Annotated in this window: 13 protein-coding genes and 2 riboswitches; of the genes, 6 read left to right on the top strand and 7 right to left on the bottom strand. The window is 67.2% G+C overall.

All coding sequences use genetic code 11. The features are described from left to right. Positions 1–129 precede the first annotated feature (129 nt). The 4 genes from LRR16_RS13765 (at position 130) to LRR16_RS13750 (ending at position 5,897) form a co-directional block, all read left to right on the top strand. A complete protein-coding gene (locus LRR16_RS13765; RefSeq protein ID WP_006579690.1) occupies positions 130–1,281 on the top strand; it encodes a branched-chain amino acid ABC transporter substrate-binding protein in 1,152 nt (383 codons plus the stop codon). A gap of 225 nt (positions 1,282–1,506) precedes the next feature. Beyond that, complete coding sequence (locus LRR16_RS13760) at positions 1,507–3,435, top strand: tetratricopeptide repeat protein (protein WP_232206262.1); 1,929 nt, start codon at positions 1,507–1,509, stop codon at positions 3,433–3,435. Positions 3,436–3,558: 123 nt separating this feature from the next. After that, positions 3,559–4,782, top strand: a complete 1,224-nt coding sequence (locus LRR16_RS13755; protein ID WP_064574726.1) for a cation:proton antiporter — start codon at positions 3,559–3,561, stop codon at positions 4,780–4,782. Further along, positions 4,782–5,897 carry a YbdK family carboxylate-amine ligase gene (locus LRR16_RS13750; protein ID WP_006576224.1) on the top strand — a complete coding sequence of 372 codons (1,116 nt, stop codon included), beginning with the start codon at positions 4,782–4,784 and terminating at the stop codon, positions 5,895–5,897. Before LRR16_RS13755 ends, LRR16_RS13750 begins: the two co-directional genes overlap by 1 nt. 42 nt (positions 5,898–5,939) lie before the next feature. Here LRR16_RS13750 and LRR16_RS13745 read toward each other — a convergent pair whose 3' ends face one another. The 7 genes from LRR16_RS13745 to gcvT form a co-directional block, all read right to left on the bottom strand. Then, a complete protein-coding gene (locus tag LRR16_RS13745) occupies positions 5,940–6,680 on the bottom strand; it encodes an MBL fold metallo-hydrolase (protein WP_006576223.1) in 741 nt (246 codons plus the stop codon). Between the two features lie 32 nt (positions 6,681–6,712). Next, the gene (locus LRR16_RS13740) at positions 6,713–7,705 is read right to left on the bottom strand and encodes an Rpn family recombination-promoting nuclease/putative transposase (RefSeq protein WP_006576222.1); all 993 of its coding nucleotides are present in this window, start codon (positions 7,703–7,705) and stop codon (positions 6,713–6,715) included. Positions 7,706–7,809: 104 nt separating this feature from the next. Continuing rightward, positions 7,810–9,186, bottom strand: a complete 1,377-nt coding sequence (locus tag LRR16_RS13735; protein WP_232206261.1) for an L-serine ammonia-lyase — start codon at positions 9,184–9,186, stop codon at positions 7,810–7,812. 77 nt (positions 9,187–9,263) lie between these two features. Continuing rightward, entirely contained in the window at positions 9,264–9,797 is a 534-nt protein-coding gene (locus LRR16_RS13730) for a DUF421 domain-containing protein (RefSeq protein ID WP_023265001.1), read from the bottom strand. A gap of 120 nt (positions 9,798–9,917) precedes the next feature. Continuing rightward, a complete protein-coding gene (gene gcvP / locus LRR16_RS13725) occupies positions 9,918–12,836 on the bottom strand; it encodes an aminomethyl-transferring glycine dehydrogenase (RefSeq protein WP_232206260.1) in 2,919 nt (972 codons plus the stop codon). Between the two features lie 74 nt (positions 12,837–12,910). After that, a complete protein-coding gene (gcvH, locus tag LRR16_RS13720) occupies positions 12,911–13,291 on the bottom strand; it encodes a glycine cleavage system protein GcvH (protein WP_006576219.1) in 381 nt (126 codons plus the stop codon). 105 nt (positions 13,292–13,396) lie between these two features. After that, the gene (gcvT, locus tag LRR16_RS13715) at positions 13,397–14,524 is read right to left on the bottom strand and encodes a glycine cleavage system aminomethyltransferase GcvT (RefSeq protein ID WP_232206259.1); all 1,128 of its coding nucleotides are present in this window, start codon (positions 14,522–14,524) and stop codon (positions 13,397–13,399) included. 98 nt (positions 14,525–14,622) lie between these two features. Next, positions 14,623–14,770: riboswitch (glycine riboswitch) on the bottom strand. 21 nt (positions 14,771–14,791) lie between these two features. After that, a riboswitch (glycine riboswitch) is annotated at positions 14,792–14,888 on the bottom strand. 208 nt (positions 14,889–15,096) lie between these two features. On the opposite strand from gcvT, the gene LRR16_RS13710 reads away from it, so the two are divergent. Then, a complete protein-coding gene (locus LRR16_RS13710) occupies positions 15,097–17,181 on the top strand; it encodes a UvrD-helicase domain-containing protein (RefSeq protein WP_232206258.1) in 2,085 nt (694 codons plus the stop codon). 140 nt (positions 17,182–17,321) lie between these two features. Continuing rightward, entirely contained in the window at positions 17,322–18,083 is a 762-nt protein-coding gene (locus tag LRR16_RS13705) for a response regulator (protein ID WP_232206257.1), read from the top strand. The last annotated feature ends 3 nt before the right edge of the window (positions 18,084–18,086 follow it).

Genomic DNA, 18,086 nt, shown 5'->3' with positions numbered 1-18,086 from the left:
CCAGACAGGCGCAGGTGCGGCGGTGATCCCGCCCTCGCTGTGCCACCAAAGAAAGCGTGGTCCGCAGGGGTGGGCCGAACGCTTCCAACAGTGCAGTGAACCGGCCTACAGGCTACCCAAGGAGAACGGATGAACACGACCTTCCACAAGACGGCGCTGACCGTCGCACTGACGATCGCCGGCCTGACCGCGGCGTCCGCCGCGTTCGCGCAGGCGCAGGAGATCAAGCTCGGCTTTGCCGCGCCGATGACCGGCGGCCAGGCGCAGTACGGCAAGGACATGCAGAACGGCGTGGTGCTCGCGATCGAGCAGATGAACGCCACCAAGCCGAAGATCGGCGGCAAGGAAGTCAAGTTCGTGCTGCTGTCCGAGGACGACCAGGCCGATCCGAAGACCGGTTCGGTGGTGGCGCAGAAGCTGGTCGACAACGGCATCCAGGGGATGCTGGGCCATTTCAACTCGGGCACCAGCATCCCGGCCTCGATGGTCTACAACCGCGCCGGCATCGCGCAGATCGCGATGGCGACCGCGCCGGAATACACCCGCCAGGGCTTCAAGACCACCTTCCGCATGATGACGTCCGACACCCAGCAGGGTTCGGTGATCGGCACCTTCGTGGTCAAGAAGCTGGGTGCCAAGAACATCGCCATCGTCGATGACCGCACGGCCTACGGCCAGGGGCTGGCCGACGAGTTCGAGAAGGCCGCCAAGGCCGCCGGCGGCAAGATCGTGCGCCGCGAGTACACCAACGACAAGGCGGTGGACTTCAAGGCCGTGCTGACCAACATCAAGCGCAGCAACCCGGACATCATCTTCTTCGGCGGCGCCGAGACGCAGTCCGCGCCGATGGCCAAGCAGATCAAGGAACTGGGCCTGAAGGCGCCGCTGGTATCGGGCGAGATGTCCAAGACGGACAACTTCCTGAAACTGGCCGGTCCGGCCGCCGAAGGCACGGTGGTGTCGCTGGCCGGCCTGCCGCTGGAGCAGATGCCGGGCGGCGCCAAGTATGCGCAGGACTACGAGAAGCGTTTCAAGAGCAAGGTCCAGACCTACTCGCCGTACGCCTACGACGGCGCCACCGCGCTAATGACCGCGATGGTCAAGGCCGGCTCGGCCGATCCGGCGCGCTACCTGCCGGTGCTGGCGGCGACCAACATGCCGGGCGTCACCACCAAGACGCTGGCCTACGACGCGCGCGGCGACCTCAAGGACGGCGGCATCACCGTCTACAAGGTCGTCGGCGGCAAGTGGACCGTGCTGGAAACGCTGGGCGGCAAGTAAGCCTGGCGGTTGCCCAAGGTTGGTCCACCGTTGACTCGCAGTTCGGAACGCCACCCCCCGGGGTGGCGTTTTCTTTGGGGGCCGCGCCGGTCGTGACGGCCGTGCCGCTGGCGGCGGCTGGGCCCGTTCCGCGGCCTTGCCTCGCCGGTGGCGCATAATCGCGGTCTTGCCGTTTCCCCGCTATCCCAGTTGTCCCTCTTTGCCCATCACCCTGAAGGAGTACCCGTGTCCGCGCAGCCAGTCAGCTACGACCACGCCATCGAGCTCGCCACGCAGGAGCGCTACGACGAAGCGCTGGCGGTGATCGACGCGTTGGCGCGCCAGCGGCCCGAGGTCGTCGATTACGAGGCGCTGCGCGCCCGGCTGCTGTTCGACAAGGGCGAGCCCGACCAGGCGCTGGCCGCGCTCGACGCGGCGCTGGCCCGGCTGCCCGACCTGCCGTTGCAGCCGGCGCACCGCTGGGCCTCGCGCGGCGTGCTTGCGCATCGCTACGGCATGCTGCTGATGAACCAGCAGCGTTTCGCCGAGGCGCTGCCGTGGCTGGAGGAAGCAGCGCGGCGCAATGGGCTGGCGACCGGCGAATGGAGCGCGCAGCTGCATGCGGGACTCGCGCATTACCGGCTGGGCCAGTTCGCCGAGGCGGGGCGCTATTGGTACGACCTGCTGTATCGCGCCCCGGATCTGGGCGCGCACGACATTCTGGGCCTGGCCGCCGACCACGTGCAGGGCGCGGAGGCCGAGGGCCGGCGCGCCGAGCCGATGCTGCGGCTGTGCCTGGCCCGCATCGGCCTGGACAATGCCGATCTGCTGGAGATGAGCGAGGAGCAGGGCGACGCGCTGGCCGCGCAGCAGGCGCAGATGGTGCTGGCCGAGGAGCCGGACCACCCGCACGCGCGGCGCATCCTCGCGCCGCTGCGCCTGCGCTCCGGCGATCTGGCCGGCGCGCGTGAGGATCTGGCGGTCTACCAGCGCGAGGTGCCGGACCCGAAGGCGCAGGTACGCGAACTCGAGTGGCGCCATCAGGGCGGCGAGGCCGAGCCCTGGCGCGATTTCTCGTTGACCGAGGCGGCCACCGACGCGCATGGCTATTACCTTGCCGGTCTCGCGCTGGCGGACTTCATCGAGCGCGTACCCGCGTCGGCGGACGTGCTGCGGCCGCAGCTGCTGCGCGCCTGGCAGACGGGCCTGGCCCGCTTCGAACAGTATTTCGCCACCGGCGAGGGCGGTTACGACGACGCCGATCCGCATATCTATTCGCTGCTGTGCGACCGGCTGGCACGCCGTCTGGACCTCGACGATCCCGCGCAGCGCGACGAACGCATCGCGCTGCACGACAAGGGCATCGCGGCCAGCGATTTCATCGAGCACTGGCTGGATCTGCTGGCCTGCCACGACGCGGCCGGTCGCTATCAGCGCGTGGTCGAAATCGCCGGCGAGGTGCTGAACCGCTATCCGCTGGACCGCCATGCGGGCCAGGTGACCTGGGTGTTCAGCCGGCTGATCCATGCCTGGAAGGCGATCGGCGGCAACGAGGCGATCGCCGCGGCGCGCGCGGCGATCTCGCATATGGAAGCGAGGCTCGATGCGCTGCCGGTCGAGGAGCGCAGCGAGGCCGCGCTGTCGATGGCGCATGCGCGCACGCATTTCGCCACGCTGCTGGCGAACTCCGCCGCGTCGATGGAAGCGCGCGAGCGCGCGCTGGCGCTGGACGAGATCGAGGCCTTGCAGGCGCGTGCGGTGGCGATCGAGGACGCCTGGGTCTACGACGCCTTCGGCCGTATCTGGCGGGGCCTGGCCGACAATGAACGCGCCTTGCCGCTGTTCGAGCGTGCGATCGCGCTGACCGAGGGCGATGCCGAGGACCAGGTGGCCGCGCTGCTGCAGCGCGGACTGATCCGCCTCGACGCCGAGCAGTACGCGCAGGCGTTGACCGACTTCCATGCCGCCTTCGCGGTGCGCGACGATTGGGAGGCCGACGTGCACCTGCACGCCGCGCAGGCTGCGCTGGGCCTGGCCCGGCGCGAGGAGGCACGGGCGCTGTTCCTGCAGGCGCGGGCGCGCGGGGCCGCGCAGGGCCGCACGCGTGCGTTGTACGCGAAGGTCGAAAACGCACTGAAGGCGACGCGGCCGGCCTGGAAAATCTGGGGCCTGTAGACCAGCCCTGCAGTGGGTGAGGTCAGCGCAGACGCGATCCGAAAGAACACTGGCAGAAACCTCAGCAAAACTCGTGCCTTGTCGGACAAACCCGGACACGGGTTCAAAGGCCCTTCCGTTAGGATGTCACCCATGAATGGATTGAGCCAACTATTTCCGACCTGGCCGCTCGCTCCCAGCGGGCTGTTCTGGGTCGGCCTCGCGCTGGTAGGCGCGGGCCTTGCCGGCGAAGTCTGCCGGATGTATCTGAGATTGCCGCGTATCGTCGGTTATGCCGCCACCGGTCTGTTGGCCGGCACGCTGGGGCGGCCCATCGTCGACCAGACGATGATTGCCCAGACCCGCATCCTGATCGACATGGCGCTGGCGCTGGCGCTGTTCGAACTCGGGCATCGGCTGTCGCTGGTCTGGCTGCGCGCCAATCGCTGGCTGCTGTTTACCAGCGCCTCCGAGTCCCTGCTGACCTGGGGCCTCGTCACCGCGGTGCTGCAATGGATCGGCGTAAGCCCGACCGTCGCGATCCTCGCGGGCGGCATCGCGGTCAGCACGTCGCCGTCGATCGTGCTGCAGCTGAAGAACGAACTGCGCGCGGAGGGCCAGGTCACCGAACGGCTGATGGCGATGACCGCGCTGAACAGCATGTATGCGGCGGTGATCGTGCAGCTGGCGACCGGCTGGCTGCACTCGGAATACGGCAATCTCGGCGCCGCGCTGCTGCATCCGCTGTATCTGCTGGTCGGCTCCTGCCTGCTGGCGTGGCTGGTCGGCAAGCTGAGCCAGGCGGTCTATGCGCGGATGCCGGCCGACGATCAGTACAGCTTCCTGGTGCTGGTCGGCATCGTGCTGTTCACGCTGGCACTGACGCGGCTGCTGAAGCTGTCGATGCCGTTGACGTTGCTGCTGGCCGGCGTCGTGTTCAAGCATCAGGACAATCAGCCGCGTGTGTGGCCGGCGCATTTCGGCAGCGCCGGCACGTTGCTGATCATCGTGATGGTGGTGTCGCTGGGGCTGCCGGTGACCGTGCGCGACTGGTCCATCGCCGGCGTCGCCGCGATCGTGCTGGTGCTGCTGCGGCATCTGGCCAAGCTTGGGGGCGTAGTCTCGCTGGGTTCGTTTTCTGGCCTGAGCCTGCGGCAGTGCGTGGCGCTTGGCGTGGCGCTCGGGCCGATGTCGGGTCTGGCGTACCTGCTGATGAGCGATGTGGCGCGGCTCTATCCTGAGACCGGGGAAATGCTCAACGCGATCGTGCTGTGCGCGCTGGCGATCGAGCAGATCGCGGCGCCGGTGCTGGCCGCGTGGGCACTTCGCTATGCCGGCGAGGTCAGAGGCAATGGAGGAGGGCGCTGATGTCACTCGAACCGTTCAAGCAATCCGAGGCGCTGACCTTCGGCGTCGAGCTGGAGATGCAGCTGGTCAATCGCCATGACTATGATCTGGCGCCGTTCGCGCCCGATCTGCTGCGGCTGCTGAGGGGCGCCCAGCATGCCGGCGATATCAAGCCGGAGATCAGTCCGTCGATGATCGAGATCAGCACCGGGATCTGCCACGACTACGCGCAGGCGCTGTCCGAGCTGACGACGATGCGCGACCTGATGGTCGAGGCCTCGCATTCGCTCAATCTCGGCATCTGCGGCGGCGGCACGCACCCGTTCCAGCAGTGGGCCGACCGCACGATCTCCGACTCGCCACGCTACCAGTACATCTCGGAGTTGTACGGCTATCTGGCCAAGCAGTTCACGGTGTTTGGCCAGCACGTGCATATCGGCTGCCCGACCGCCGACGATTCGCTGTTCCTGCTGCATGCGATCGGCCGCTACGTGCCGCACTTCATCGCACTGGCGGCGTCGTCGCCGTATGTGCAGGGCGTCGATACCGGCTTCGCTTCCGCGCGGCTGAATTCGGTCGCGGCCTTCCCGATGAGCGGCCGCGCGCCCTTCATGCTGACGTGGGACGCCTTCACCGCGTACTTCGAGAAGATGCGCAAGACGGGCGTGATCGAGAGCATGAAGGACTTCTACTGGGATATCCGTCCCAAGCCGGAGTTCGGCACCATCGAAGTCCGCGTCATGGACACGCCGCTGACGGTTGCGCGCGCCTGCGATATCGCGGCCTATATCCAGGCGCTGGCGCGCTATCTGCTGCTGTCGCGGCCGTTCATGCCGGAAGAGGACGATTACCTGGTCTACACCTTCAACCGCTTCCAGGCCTGCCGCTTCGGCCTCGACGGCGAGTACGTGCATCCGAACGAATTGACGCGGATGCCGATCGCCGACCATATCCTGTCGATCTGCGACGTGCTGGTGCCGCATGCCGAAGCGCTCGGTTCGCTGGAGGCGCTGGCCAATATCCGCATGCTGGCTGCCAGCCGCCGTGGCGACGCGGAATGGGCGCGGCAGGTCGATGCCGATACGCGCAGCCTGCGCGAGGCGGTGCGGCAGAGCTGCGACCGCTGGGCCGGCTGACGGCAGCGCGCCCGCCGCGCATTCTGCGTTCGAGCGCGCGGGTCAGATCCCGTGCGGGATGTTGTCGCCGTCGCCAAGGCCCAGCCGCTGGTTGGCGGGCACGGCGACTGCCAGCAGCTTCGGCGGCGGCAGGTTCAGCCCCTTCATCATTTCGATGAATTCTTCGCGCGTGCGGCCGCACAGCCGGCTGTTGGTCGCCCGCTCGTTCCCGATCGTTGAATGGGTGCGGCCCTTGTAGTCATGGGCCGGATACACCAGCGTGTCGTCGGGCAACGCAAACAGCTTGTGCGTCAGGCTGTCGTACAGCGTGCCGGCGTCGCCCGACTGGAAGTCCGTGCGTCCGCAGCCATCGATCAACAACGCATCGCCGGTAAAGACGCGGCGCACCACGCCGCCGTCCGGGTGCGGCTCTTCCCACAGATAGCTCATGCTGCCGGCCGTATGGCCCGGGGTATGGATCGCGCGCAGCGTCTGCGCGCCGAACGCGATGGTGTCGCCGTCGATCAACTGCTTCAGCGCCGGCCGGATCTCGCAGCCCGACGGCGCGGCGGTATGCGCGCCGGTACGTTGCGCGACATGGCCTGCCGAGGTGATGTGGTCCGCGTGCGCGTGGGTTTCGATGACCCAGGCCAGGCGTACACCGGTCTGCTGCACCAGCGCCAGATCGCGTTCGAGCTGACGGTCGACCGGATCGATCAGCACGGCATCGCGCGTCGCCGCGTCGATCAGCAGATACGTGTAGGTGCAGGACTCGGGGTCGAAGAGTTGATGGAAGGTTTGCATCTGCGGGAATACTGACAATCGGTCGCCAGGGTTCAGGCTTCGAATACGTCGGGGAGGTGTTGGGCGCTGAGCAGCCTTTCTCCCCAGGCTTGCAATTGTTCGGCCGAGGCGCCGTTCAATCGCGTTTCCAGCTCGGCCGGCAGAGGACCGAACCGTTTGGCAAGCATGTTTCGCAGCATCATGGCCTGGCCTTGCTGCAGACCTTCCTGCCGGCCCTTCTGCCGGCCCTCCTGCAGGCCTTCCAGCCGGCCTTCTTGCAGGCCTTCCAGTCTGTAGTTGGCCTTCCACCGTGCGATATTCGTCGACAGCGACATTTCAGCCTCCATCAGGTTGTGTACATTCGTGAAATCCAGACCGGCATGGCGATGCCGTGAGCCTACATCCTTCAGCCAGCGTACGAAAGTGTTCGACAGGACCGGGTTGTCGGCGACGCGCCGCCTGAGCCAGTGGACCGTGTCGAGCAACGTTTCCTCGCTGGTCGCGTTTTCGAAGCGGAACACGGCGGCGACCAGATTGTCGAGCCTGGCCAGTTCCTCGTCCGAGTATCGGCTTGCGTCGACCAGCAGATACTTGCAGCGGGGCTGGTAGCCAGATAGTTCGCCAGGCAGTCGTGGTGACAGGTCGGCGATGTCGGTCGTCGCAGTCCACCTGCCCTCGCCGTTGTAGATGACGACAGGCAGTACCGGGGGCAGGCGGCCTCCGTCGAGCATATTCTGACCACGGATCAGCTCGAGATCGAGGCACGTGACGTAATTCGTCATGCGAATCGCCATATGTCGATCGATGGTGCTTTGAAACTCGATCAGCAGATAGAGATAGACCCACTCGCCGCCGGCCTGGATGCGCCATACCATGTCGCTTGCATGCTGGCGAAACGCATCGGTGACGTAGGTTCCGGATCGCCGTTCGAGGGTATCGAAGTCCAGGCTTCGAACCCAGTCTCCCGGCACGAAATCGCGCAGCAGGTCACGGACGAGTTCCGGCGTGGAGAACAAGGTCTTGTAGCAGGCATCGTGGTTCGGCATGGCACACGCATCGCAGTGGCGGAGCCGAGAGAATGCCGCGCCAGGGAGGCGCGGGATTCCACAAAAGTGCGTGCTACTTTAGTGTTCGAACAGCAGGCCGAGGGTCAGCACTCGACGATATTGACCGCGAGTCCGCCGCGCGCCGTTTCCTTGTATTTGGTCTTCATGTCGGCGCCGGTTTCGCGCATGGTCTTGATCACCGAATCGAGCGAGACATAGTGATTGCCGTCGCCGCGCAGCGCCATGCGCGCCGCGTTGACGGCCTTGACCGAGGCCATCGCATTGCGTTCGATGCAGGGAATCTGCACCAGCCCGCCGACCGGATCGCAGGTCAGGCCGAGGTTGTGTTCCATGCCGATCTCCGCGGCATTCTCCACCTGTTCCGGCGTGCCGCCAAGCACCGCGGCCAGCGCGCCGGCGGCCATCGAACACGCGACGCCGACCTCGCCCTGGCAGCCCACTTCGGCGCCGGAGATCGACGCGTTCAGCTTGTACAGCAGGCCGATCGCGCCGGCCGTCAGCAGGAAGTCGATGACGCCGCGCTCGTTCGCGCCGGGCACGAAGCGATCGTAGTAATGCAGCACGGCCGGGATGATGCCCGCCGCGCCGTTGGTCGGCGCGGTCACCACGCGGCCACCGGCCGCATTTTCCTCGTTGACGGCCATCGCATAGAGATTGACCCAGTCCATCACCGACAGCGGGTCCGACAGCGTCCGTTCGGCGCGCTCGGTCAGATTGCGGTGCAGCTCGGGCGCACGCCGCTTGACCTTGAACGGACCGGGCAGCTCGCCATCGGTGCGGCAGCCGCGCGCGACGCAGGCCTGCATCACCTGCCAGATATGCAGCAGGCCCGCGCGCACGTCGGCTTCGCTGCGCCACGTGCATTCGTTCTCGAGCATCAGCTGCGCAATCGACTTGCCGGTGCTGTTCGCCATGTCGAGCATCGCGCGGCCGCTGCGGAACGGATGCGGCAGTTGCCGGTCCGCTTCGAGCACCTGCGTGTTGGCGGCGCCGGCGCTGACGACGAAGCCGCCGCCGACCGACAGATAGCGGCCCTCGCGCAGCGTTGCGCCGGCGGCATCGAAGGCATGGAATTTCATGCCGTTCGGATGCTCGGCCATCGCCTCGCGCCGGTAGAACGCAATGTGTTCCTTCTCGACGAAGGGAATCGGATGCTTGCCGAGCAGCGCCAGCGTGCGCGACGCGCGCAGCTGGGCCAGCCTGGCGTCGATGGTGTCCGGATCGATGGTGTCCGGCGCCTCGCCGAGCAGGCCGAGGATCACGCCCTTGTCGGTGCCGTGTCCCTTGCCGGTCGCGCCAAGCGAGCCGTACAGTTCGACCCGCACGCTGGCCACTTGCGGCAGCAGGCCGTCGCGCTCCAGTCCGTGCGCGAACATGCCGGCCGCACGCATCGGTCCCACCGTATGCGAGCTCGATGGCCCGATGCCGACCTTGAACAGGTCGAAAACGCTGACAGCCACGTTGGTCTCCTATCGTTTGCGGCGGTGTGCCGGCCCGCGCCGCGGCCCGCCCTCCGGTTGGACCGGAACAGACCGGGCTAGACCGGCCGATCGTCCTCGGGGCGCTCCCACAGGGAGACGCCGGGGCCGGGCGGTTCCTCCGGCAGTTCCTTGCGCTTGAGCACGCTGATCGCGCCGTCGTTTTCCAGGATCGCGATATAGACGTCGTCCAGGCTCGCGCATCCCTCGCGCCGCAGTACCTTCATCAGGTCGTCGCTGGTCAGCCGCGCGCCATGCATGACCTCGTCGATCACCTTGCCATGGCGGATCAGCAGTTGCGGATGGCCCTCGACCGCGTACTCGAACTTGCGGCTGCGCCAACTGAGCCAGCTGACCAGCACGTTGATGCCGATCAGCGTCGCGGCGAGGATCAGGCCCGCGGAGACCGACTTGTCATCGCCGACCATGGCGTTCTGCACGCCCTCGGACAGGATCAGCAGCAGGATCAGATCGAACGGTGTCATCTGTCCGATCTGCCGCTTGCCACCCAACCGCATCATGATCAGAAGGGCGAAATAAACGATCAGCCCTCGGACAATGAATTCCCACCACGGCGCGCTCATTTCCCACATCGACAGTCTCCTTACCGATGATGGTTCCGGCCCGGAGGCCGGAACCAGAAAGGCCGCACGCCGTCCAGCGTGCGCGCGGCAACAAGCCGCCGTGCGAAATGCAGCAGGAAGCGTGCCCGCTTACTCCTCGTACGCGCTCATCGGCACGCAGGAGCAGAACAGGTTGCGATCGCCGTAGACGTTGTCGGCCCGGCCGACCGGCGGCCAGTACTTCTGCGTCCGCAGCGAGGCTACCGGATAGGCGGCTTCCTCACGCGTGTACTTGTGATTCCACTCGTTGGCGGTGATGACCGCCGCGGTGTGAGGCGCGTTCTTCAGCGGGTTGTCCTCGCGGTCGAAGCTGCCGTCCTCGACGCGCGCGATTTCCTTGCGGATCGCGATCATCGCGTCGATGAAGCGGTCCAGCTCGTGCAGCGCCTCGCTCTCGGTCGGCTCGATCATCAGCGTGCCGGGCACCGGGAAGCTCATCGTCGGCGCATGGAAGCCATAGTCCATCAGCCGCTTGGCGACATCCTCGTTGCTGATGCCGGTCGCTTTCTGGATCGGACGCAGGTCGAGAATGCACTCGTGCGCGATATGGCCGTTGCCGCCGGTGTACAGCACCGGGTAGTAGTCCGACAGCCGCTTGGCGACGTAGTTGGCCGCCAGGATCGCGTTCTCGGTGGCGGCGGTCAGTCCGCGCGCGCCCATCATCGCGATATACATCCACGAGATCGGCAGGATGCTGGCCGAGCCGTAGGGCGCGGCAGAGATGGCGCCGATGCCGTCATCGGCGCGGCGATAGCCGGTGCTGGTGTGATTCGGCAGGAACGGGGCCAGGTGCGCGCCGACCGCAACCGGACCGACGCCCGGGCCGCCGCCGCCGTGCGGGATGCAGAAGGTCTTGTGCAGGTTCAGGTGCGACACGTCGCCGCCGAACTGCCCCGGCGCGGCGGTGCCGACCATCGCGTTCATGTTGGCGCCGTCGACATAGACCTGGCCGCCGTGGCTGTGGACGATCTCGCAGATGCGCTGCACGCCTTCCTCGAACACGCCGTGCGTGGACGGGTAGGTGATCATGATCGCCGCCAGGTTCTTGCCATGCTGCGCGGCCTTCTTCTCCAGATCGGCCAGGTCGACGTTGCCGTCCTCGTCGCAGGCCACGACCACCACCTGCATGCCGGCCATCTGCGCGGACGCCGGGTTGGTGCCGTGCGCCGACGACGGGATCAGGCAGATGTTGCGATGGCTCTCGCCGCGGCTCGCATGGTAGGCGTGGATGATCTGCAGGCCGGCGTATTCGCCTTGCGAGCCGGCGTTGGGCTGCAGGCTGACGGCGGCGTAGCCAGTGGCCGCGCACAGCATCGCCTCGAGCTGGGCGATCATCTCGCGGTAGCCGACGGTCTGGTCGTCCGGCGCGAACGGATGGATGCTCGAGAACTCGGGCCAGGTGACCGGGATCATCTCGCTGGTCGCGTTGAGCTTCATCGTGCAGGAGCCCAGCGGGATCATCGTGCGGTCGAGCGCCAGATCCTTGTCGGCCAGCATGCGCAGGTAGCGCAGCATCTCGTGCTCGGCATGGTGGGTGTTGAAGACCGGGTGCGTGAGGTAGGCGCTCTGGCGCGACAGCGCCGCCGGATAGCCATCATCGGCCGCGGCTTCCAGTGCGTCGAAGGCCGGCACCGGCTTGCCCTGCGCGAAGATCTCCCACAGCGCGACCACATCGTCGCGGCTGGTGGTCTCGTCCAGCGAGATGCCGACCTGCGTGGCGCCGGCGCGGCGCAGATTGATCTGGCGCGCGGCGGCCGCGGCGTGGATCGCCTCGGTGGCGGCACCAGTCTCGATCGTCAGCGTGTCGAAGAAGGTCTGGTTGGTGCGGGCGTAGCCCAGCGCCTGCAGGCCGCCGGCCAGCGTCGCGGTCAGCCGATGCACGCGCTGCGCGATCCGCTTCAGGCCCTGCGGCCCGTGGTAGACCGCGTACATCGACGCCATGACCGCCAGCAGCACCTGCGCGGTACAGATGTTCGAGGTCGCCTTCTCGCGGCGGATATGCTGCTCACGTGTCTGCAGCGCCAGCCGGTACGCCTTGTTGCCCTGCGCGTCGACGGTGACGCCGACCAGGCGGCCCGGCATCGAACGCTTGTAGGCGTCCTTGACGGCCATATAGCCGGCGTGCGGGCCGCCGAAGCCCAGCGGCACACCGAAGCGCTGCGAATTGCCGACCGCCACGTCCGCACCCCATTCGCCCGGCGCGGTGAGCAGCGTCAGCGCCAGCAGGTCGGCCGCGGCGACCACCAGGCCGCCGGCCGCGTGGACCGCATCGGCGATCGCGCGGTAGTCCGCCACGTCGCCGTTGACGCCCGGGTATTGCAGCAGCACGCCGAACGCGTGCGCCTGCGCCGCGTCGGCGGCGGGACCGACCTTGACCTCGATGCCGAGCGGCAGCGCGCGCGTGCGCACCACTTCGATCGTCTGCGGCAACACGTCGTCGGCCACGTAGAAGGTATTCGATGCGTGCTTGTTCACGCGCTGCAGCAGCGTCATCGCCTCGGCCGCGGCCGTGCCTTCGTCGAGCATCGACGCATTGGCGATATCGAGGCCCGTCAGGTCGGTGACCATCTGCTGGAAGTTCAGCATCGCCTCCAGGCGGCCCTGCGAGATCTCCGGCTGGTACGGCGTGTAGGCGGTGTACCAGGCCGGGTTTTCGAAGATGTTGCGCAGGATCACGCCCGGCGTCAGCGTGTTGTAGTAGCCCTGGCCGATGAAGCTCTTGAACACCTTGTTCTTGCCGGCGATGCCGCGCAGCTTGGCCAGCGCGGCTTCCTCGGTCAGCGGCTCGGTGAATTCGCCCAGCGGCATGCCGTCGCTGCGGCGGATCGCGGCCGGGATGATGGCGTCCATCAGCGCGGCGCGGCTGTCGTAGCCCAGCACCTTCAGCATGTGCTGCTGTTCGGCGGCGTCGGGACCGATATGGCGGTGGGAGAAGGCGTCGCGAGCTTCGAGTTCGGCCAGCGAAGGGCGAGCGGATTGAGCGGCGTTCATGGGCAGGGGAGCGTTCATGGCAAGTGACTCGGAGAGGCGGGCCGGGGCATGGTGGTCAGCCATGCCTCGGCGCCGCGGGCGGGGCGCCGGGCTCAGGCGCCGACGCTGGCCTTGTAGGCGTCGGCCGTCATCAGGCCGTTGACGTCGTCGCCGTTGGCCGGCTTGATCTTGAACAGCCAGGCATCGAAGGCGTTGGCGTTGACGCTCTCGGGCGCGTCCTTGACGGCGTCGTTGACGGCGACCACTTCACCGGCCACCGGCGCGTAGATGTCCGACGCGGCCTTGACCGATTCGACCACGGCCAGCGCGTCACCGGCGCCGACCGTCTTGCCGACCTCGGGCAGTTCGAGGAAGACGATGTCGCCGAGCGCATCCTGTGCGTGATCGGTGATGCCGATCGTCAGCGTGCCGTCGGTTTCGACGCGCACCCATTCGTGCGACTCGGTGTACTTCAGGTCAGCGGGGAAATTCATCGAGATTCTCCAATTTCAGATTCTTGTGTCGCGCCGCCGCGTGCCATCGGTGAAAGGGGCCGCGGGGCGCAGCGTGACCGGGTGGACGATGTCCGCAGTGAGCCGTCAGCTCACGAGTGCCTTGCCATTGCGCACAAACGGCAGTTTAACCACAGTCGCAGTCAGTTTGCGGTCGCGGATCAGCACCTGGACTTCGCTGCCGAGCGCCACATCCTTGGGCAGGCGCGCGAAGGCGATCGATTGGGACAGGGTCGGGCTGAAGGTGCCCGAGGTGGTTTCGCCCTCGCCGGCGGCGGTCAGCACGGTCTGGTGCGCGCGCAGCACGCCGCCCTTGTCGCGCAGGATCAGGCCGGCAAACTGCTGGCGCTGGCCGTTGGCCACCAGCGCGGCCTTGCCGACGAAATCGCGCTCGCTTTGCAGGTCGACGGTCCAGGCCAGGCCGGCGTCGAGCGGGGAGGTGTGGATGTCCATGTCCTGGCCGTACAGGTTCATGCCGGCTTCGAGCCGCAGCGTGTCGCGCGCGCCGAGCCCGGCCGGACGCACGCCGGCGGCATGCAGCTTTTCCCAGACCGCGGCGACGTTGTCGGCCGGCACCACCAGCTCGAAGCCGTCCTCGCCGGTGTAGCCGGTGCGGGCCACCATGATTTCGCCGATCGCGGCGTCTTCGACGACCATCGCGTTGAACGGCTTGAGCGCCTCGCTGGGCTGGGTCGACGGGAAGGCCGCCCACACCTTGGCGCGCGCGTTCGGGCCCTGCACGGCGACGATGGCCAGCGGTGCGGCATTATCGGAGGCGTTGTCGGTGCGACGGGGAGTAATGGTCACGCCGGCGCCGGTGTCGGCATTGCGCTGGCGGATCCAGTCGATGTCGCCGGTCGCGGTGCTGGCGTTGACCACCAGGCGGAAGCGGTCCTCGGCGAAGAAATAGACGATCAGGTCGTCGATCACACCGCCATTCGGGTCGAGCATGCAGGAATACAGCGCCTTGCCCGGGGTTTGCAGCTTGTCGACGTTGTTGGCGAGCAGTCCGCGCAGGAAGGCGCGGGTATTGGGTCCGGCGAGGTCGACGACGCACATGTGCGAAACGTCGAACATGCCCGCATCGCTGCGCACCGCATGGTGTTCTTCGATCTGCGAGCCGTAGTTGACCGGCATGTCCCATCCGCCGAAATCGACCATGCGGGCGCCGAGGGCGCGGTGGATGGCGTTGAGCGGGGTGGCCTGGAGCGTCATGGATTCCTCGGAGCGTGGCATCGTTCGGTCCGGCGCGCGCGGCGCGCCAAACAAAAAAGGGTCATCCGTCGCGCGGCTCGTTGGAACCGTCGCGACGGATGACCCCCTCTGTCCTCGATACCTGAGAGATTACGGACTGGTCCTGCGGTTCGCTTCGAACCCGCCGGCCCCGCCGTGCGCCCCTTCGGTGGACACGCTCATCATTCAATCGATGAATGGCGGGTGTCGCTCTCCAGAGTTCGGCATACATCGTGTGCATGCTGCATGCCGATCCGCCCGGTCCATGGTGCCTGAGAGTTTTCGGGTGATTCCCCTTCGGCGGCGCGAGTGAATGGTCTGTCGCGCGCTCTCCCGGACGGATGGCGCGACTCTAACCGCAGGCCTGCCGGCTGTCAACGCGAGAGCGGCGCGTTGCAGGCCACGGTTCCGGTGGCTCGGCCGGACCCGCCCCCGTGTTAACATCGCCCGCTTTGATCCATCCGCGACCCGTGCCCAAACGCGTCGCGCCTGCGGCCCGCCTCCCTTGCGATGCGGCCCGGCCTCCAGCCGTACCCGACCTCCGCCCCCGACCGATGACCCACGGACTGAACGCCGCCCAATCCGAAGCCGTCCGCTATCTGGACGGCCCCTGCCTGGTGCTCGCCGGCGCGGGTTCGGGCAAGACCCGGGTGATCACGCAGAAGATTGCGCATCTGATCGAGGACAAGGGCTTCGAGCCCCGCCACATCGCCGCGGTGACCTTCACCAACAAGGCCGCCAAGGAAATGCAGGAGCGGATCGCCAAGCTGATGGAGGGCAAGACCCGGGACGGCAAGCGCATCCCGCTGCGCCAGCTGACCGTCTGCACCTTCCACTCGCTGGGCGTGCAGATCCTGCGCGCCGAGGCCGAGCACCTGGGCCTGAAGCCGCAGTTCTCGATCATGGACGCCGATGACTGCTTCGGCCTGATCCAGGAGCAGCTGGCCACCACTGACAAGAAGCTGATCCGCAGCGTGCAGAGCACGATCTCGCTGTGGAAGAACGGCATGGTCGATCCCGAGACCGCGATCGCCGAGGCCACCGACGCCGACCAGCACCAGGCCGCGCTGATCTACCGCAACTATGTCGCCACGCTGGCGGCGTACCAGGCGGTCGACTTCGACGACCTGATCCGGCTGCCGGCCGAGCTGTTCGCACGCGACGAAACCGTGCGGCTCAAGTGGCAGAACCGGCTGCGCTACTTCCTCGTCGACGAATACCAGGACACCAACGCCTGCCAGTACCAGCTGCTGAAGCTGCTGGCCGGCGGCTCGCATCTGCGCGCGCCCGCCTTCACCGCGGTCGGCGACGACGACCAGGCGATCTACGGCTGGCGCGGCGCCACGCTGGACAATCTGCGCCTGCTGCAGACCGACTTCCCGAACCTGAAGGTCATCAAGCTCGAGCAGAACTATCGCTCCACGGTGCGCATCCTGCAGGCCGCCAATGCGGTGATCGCCAACAACCCCAAGCTGTTCGACAAGACGCTGTGGAGCGAGCACGGCATGGGGGACCCGATCACCGTGACGCCGATGAACGACGAGGAGCACGAGGCCGAGTCGGTGGTGTTCAAGCTGTCGGCGCACAAGTTCGAGCGGCGCGCGCAGTTCCGCGACTACGCGATCCTCTATCGCGGCAACCACCAGGCGCGGCTGTTCGAGCAGATCCTGCGCCGCGAGCGCATCCCGTATGTGCTGTCCGGCGGGCAGAGCTTCTTCGACAAGGCCGAGATCAAGGACATCTGTGCCTATCTGCGGCTGATCGCCAATCCCGACGACGATCCGGCCTTTATCCGCGCGGTCACCACGCCGCGGCGCGGGGTCGGCAATACCACGCTGGAGGTGCTGGGCACCTTCGCCGGGCAGGCCAAGGTGTCGCTGTTCGAGGCGGCGATGATGGGCGGCATCGAAGGCAAGCTGCAGCCGCGCCAGCTCGAGCCGCTGCGCACCTTCTGCGAGGCGATGGTGCGGCTGGCCGACCGTGCCGCGCGCGATCCGGCCACCGAGGTGCTCGACGATCTGATGGAAGGCATCCACTACGAAGCCTATCTGTACGACACCTTCGACGAGCGCCAGGCCCAGGCCAAATGGACCAATACGCTGGAATTCCTCGACTGGCTCAAGCGCAAGGGCACCAAGCCGGAGGCCGCGGACGGCGAGGCGACCGGCTTCGACACCGCCGACGGCTTCGGCGACGAAGGCAAGAACCTGCTGGAGCTGACGCAGACGGTCGCGCTGATGAGCATGCTCGAGGGCCGCGAGGAGGATCCGGATGCAGTGCGGCTGTCGACGCTGCACGCGTCCAAGGGCCTCGAATATCCGCACGTGTTCCTGGTCGGCGTGGAGGAGGGCATCCTGCCGCATTGCCGCGAGGACGAGGACCTGAGCGACGAGAAGATCGAGGAGGAGCGGCGCCTGATGTATGTCGGCATCACGCGCGCGCAGCGCAGCCTGCATATCAGCTGGTGCAAGAAGCGCAAGCGCGCGCGCGACACCTACTCGTGCCAGCCGTCGCGCTTCATCGGCGAGATGAAGCTCGAGGAAGCCCCGGCACCGAAGGACGAGACGCCGGCGATGAGCCCGAAGGACCGGCTGGCGGGACTGAAGGCGCTGCTCGGCACCAAGGCCGCGGCCGGCTGAAGCGCAGCGCCGGGTACGCGAGGCCTTTCGTATCAGCGCCGATACAAAGCGGCCAAGGGCCTGCAACATCGGGCTGCTACAGTGCCGGATCGCCGAGGCCGCTCGGCGCCGCGGCACACCGCTTCTTCCCTTCCTCCTCGATGGACCTGAGTCTTCCCGATGCCGCGCCCGCGGCAATCCGCCTGCTGATCGTCGATGACGACGCGCAAATCCGCACGATGCTTGCCGACTACCTGTCGACCTTCGGCATCGCTGCGGACGGCGTCGAAGGCGGCGCCGCCATGCGGGCCGCGCTGGCCGCCCAAGCCTACGACCTGGTGATCCTCGACCTGTCGCTGCCGGGCGAGAACGGCCTGGCGCTGTGCCGCGAACTGCGGGAGCAGGGCGATCTGCCGGTGATCATGCTGACCGCGCGGGCGGAACTGGCCGATCGCGTGGTCGGCCTGGAGGTGGGGGCCGACGACTACGTCACCAAGCCCTTCGAAATGCGAGAGCTGGTCGCCCGCATCCATACGGTGCTGCGGCGCAGCCGCGGCGGCGAGCGCGGCATGCGGGCCGGCCCTTCTGCGGCAGCGGCGCGCGCCCGGGTCGAACTGCGCTTCGGCGACTGGCGCCTGCATACGGTGCTGCGCCAGCTGGTCGACCGCGACGATACCGTGGTGCCGCTGTCGAACGCGGAATTCCGGCTGCTGCTGGCCTTTCTTGACCATCCGCAGCAGATCCTCGATCGCGAACGGCTGATCCAGTTGGCGCGCGGCCGCGAACTGGATCTGTTCGATCGCAGCATCGACCTGCTGGTGTCGCGGCTGCGGCAGAAGCTGCGCGAGGACCCGCGCGAGCCCGGCCTGATCCGCACGGTTCGCGGCGAGGGCTACGTCTTTACCGCCAGCGTGCAGGGCTGAGCC

This window comes from Cupriavidus sp. UGS-1 (genome assembly GCF_021213615.1).
Lineage (GTDB): Bacteria > Pseudomonadota > Gammaproteobacteria > Burkholderiales > Burkholderiaceae > Cupriavidus.
Note: the sequence above shows the minus strand (reverse complement) of the source record. Positions and strands in the feature narration are given on the sequence as shown.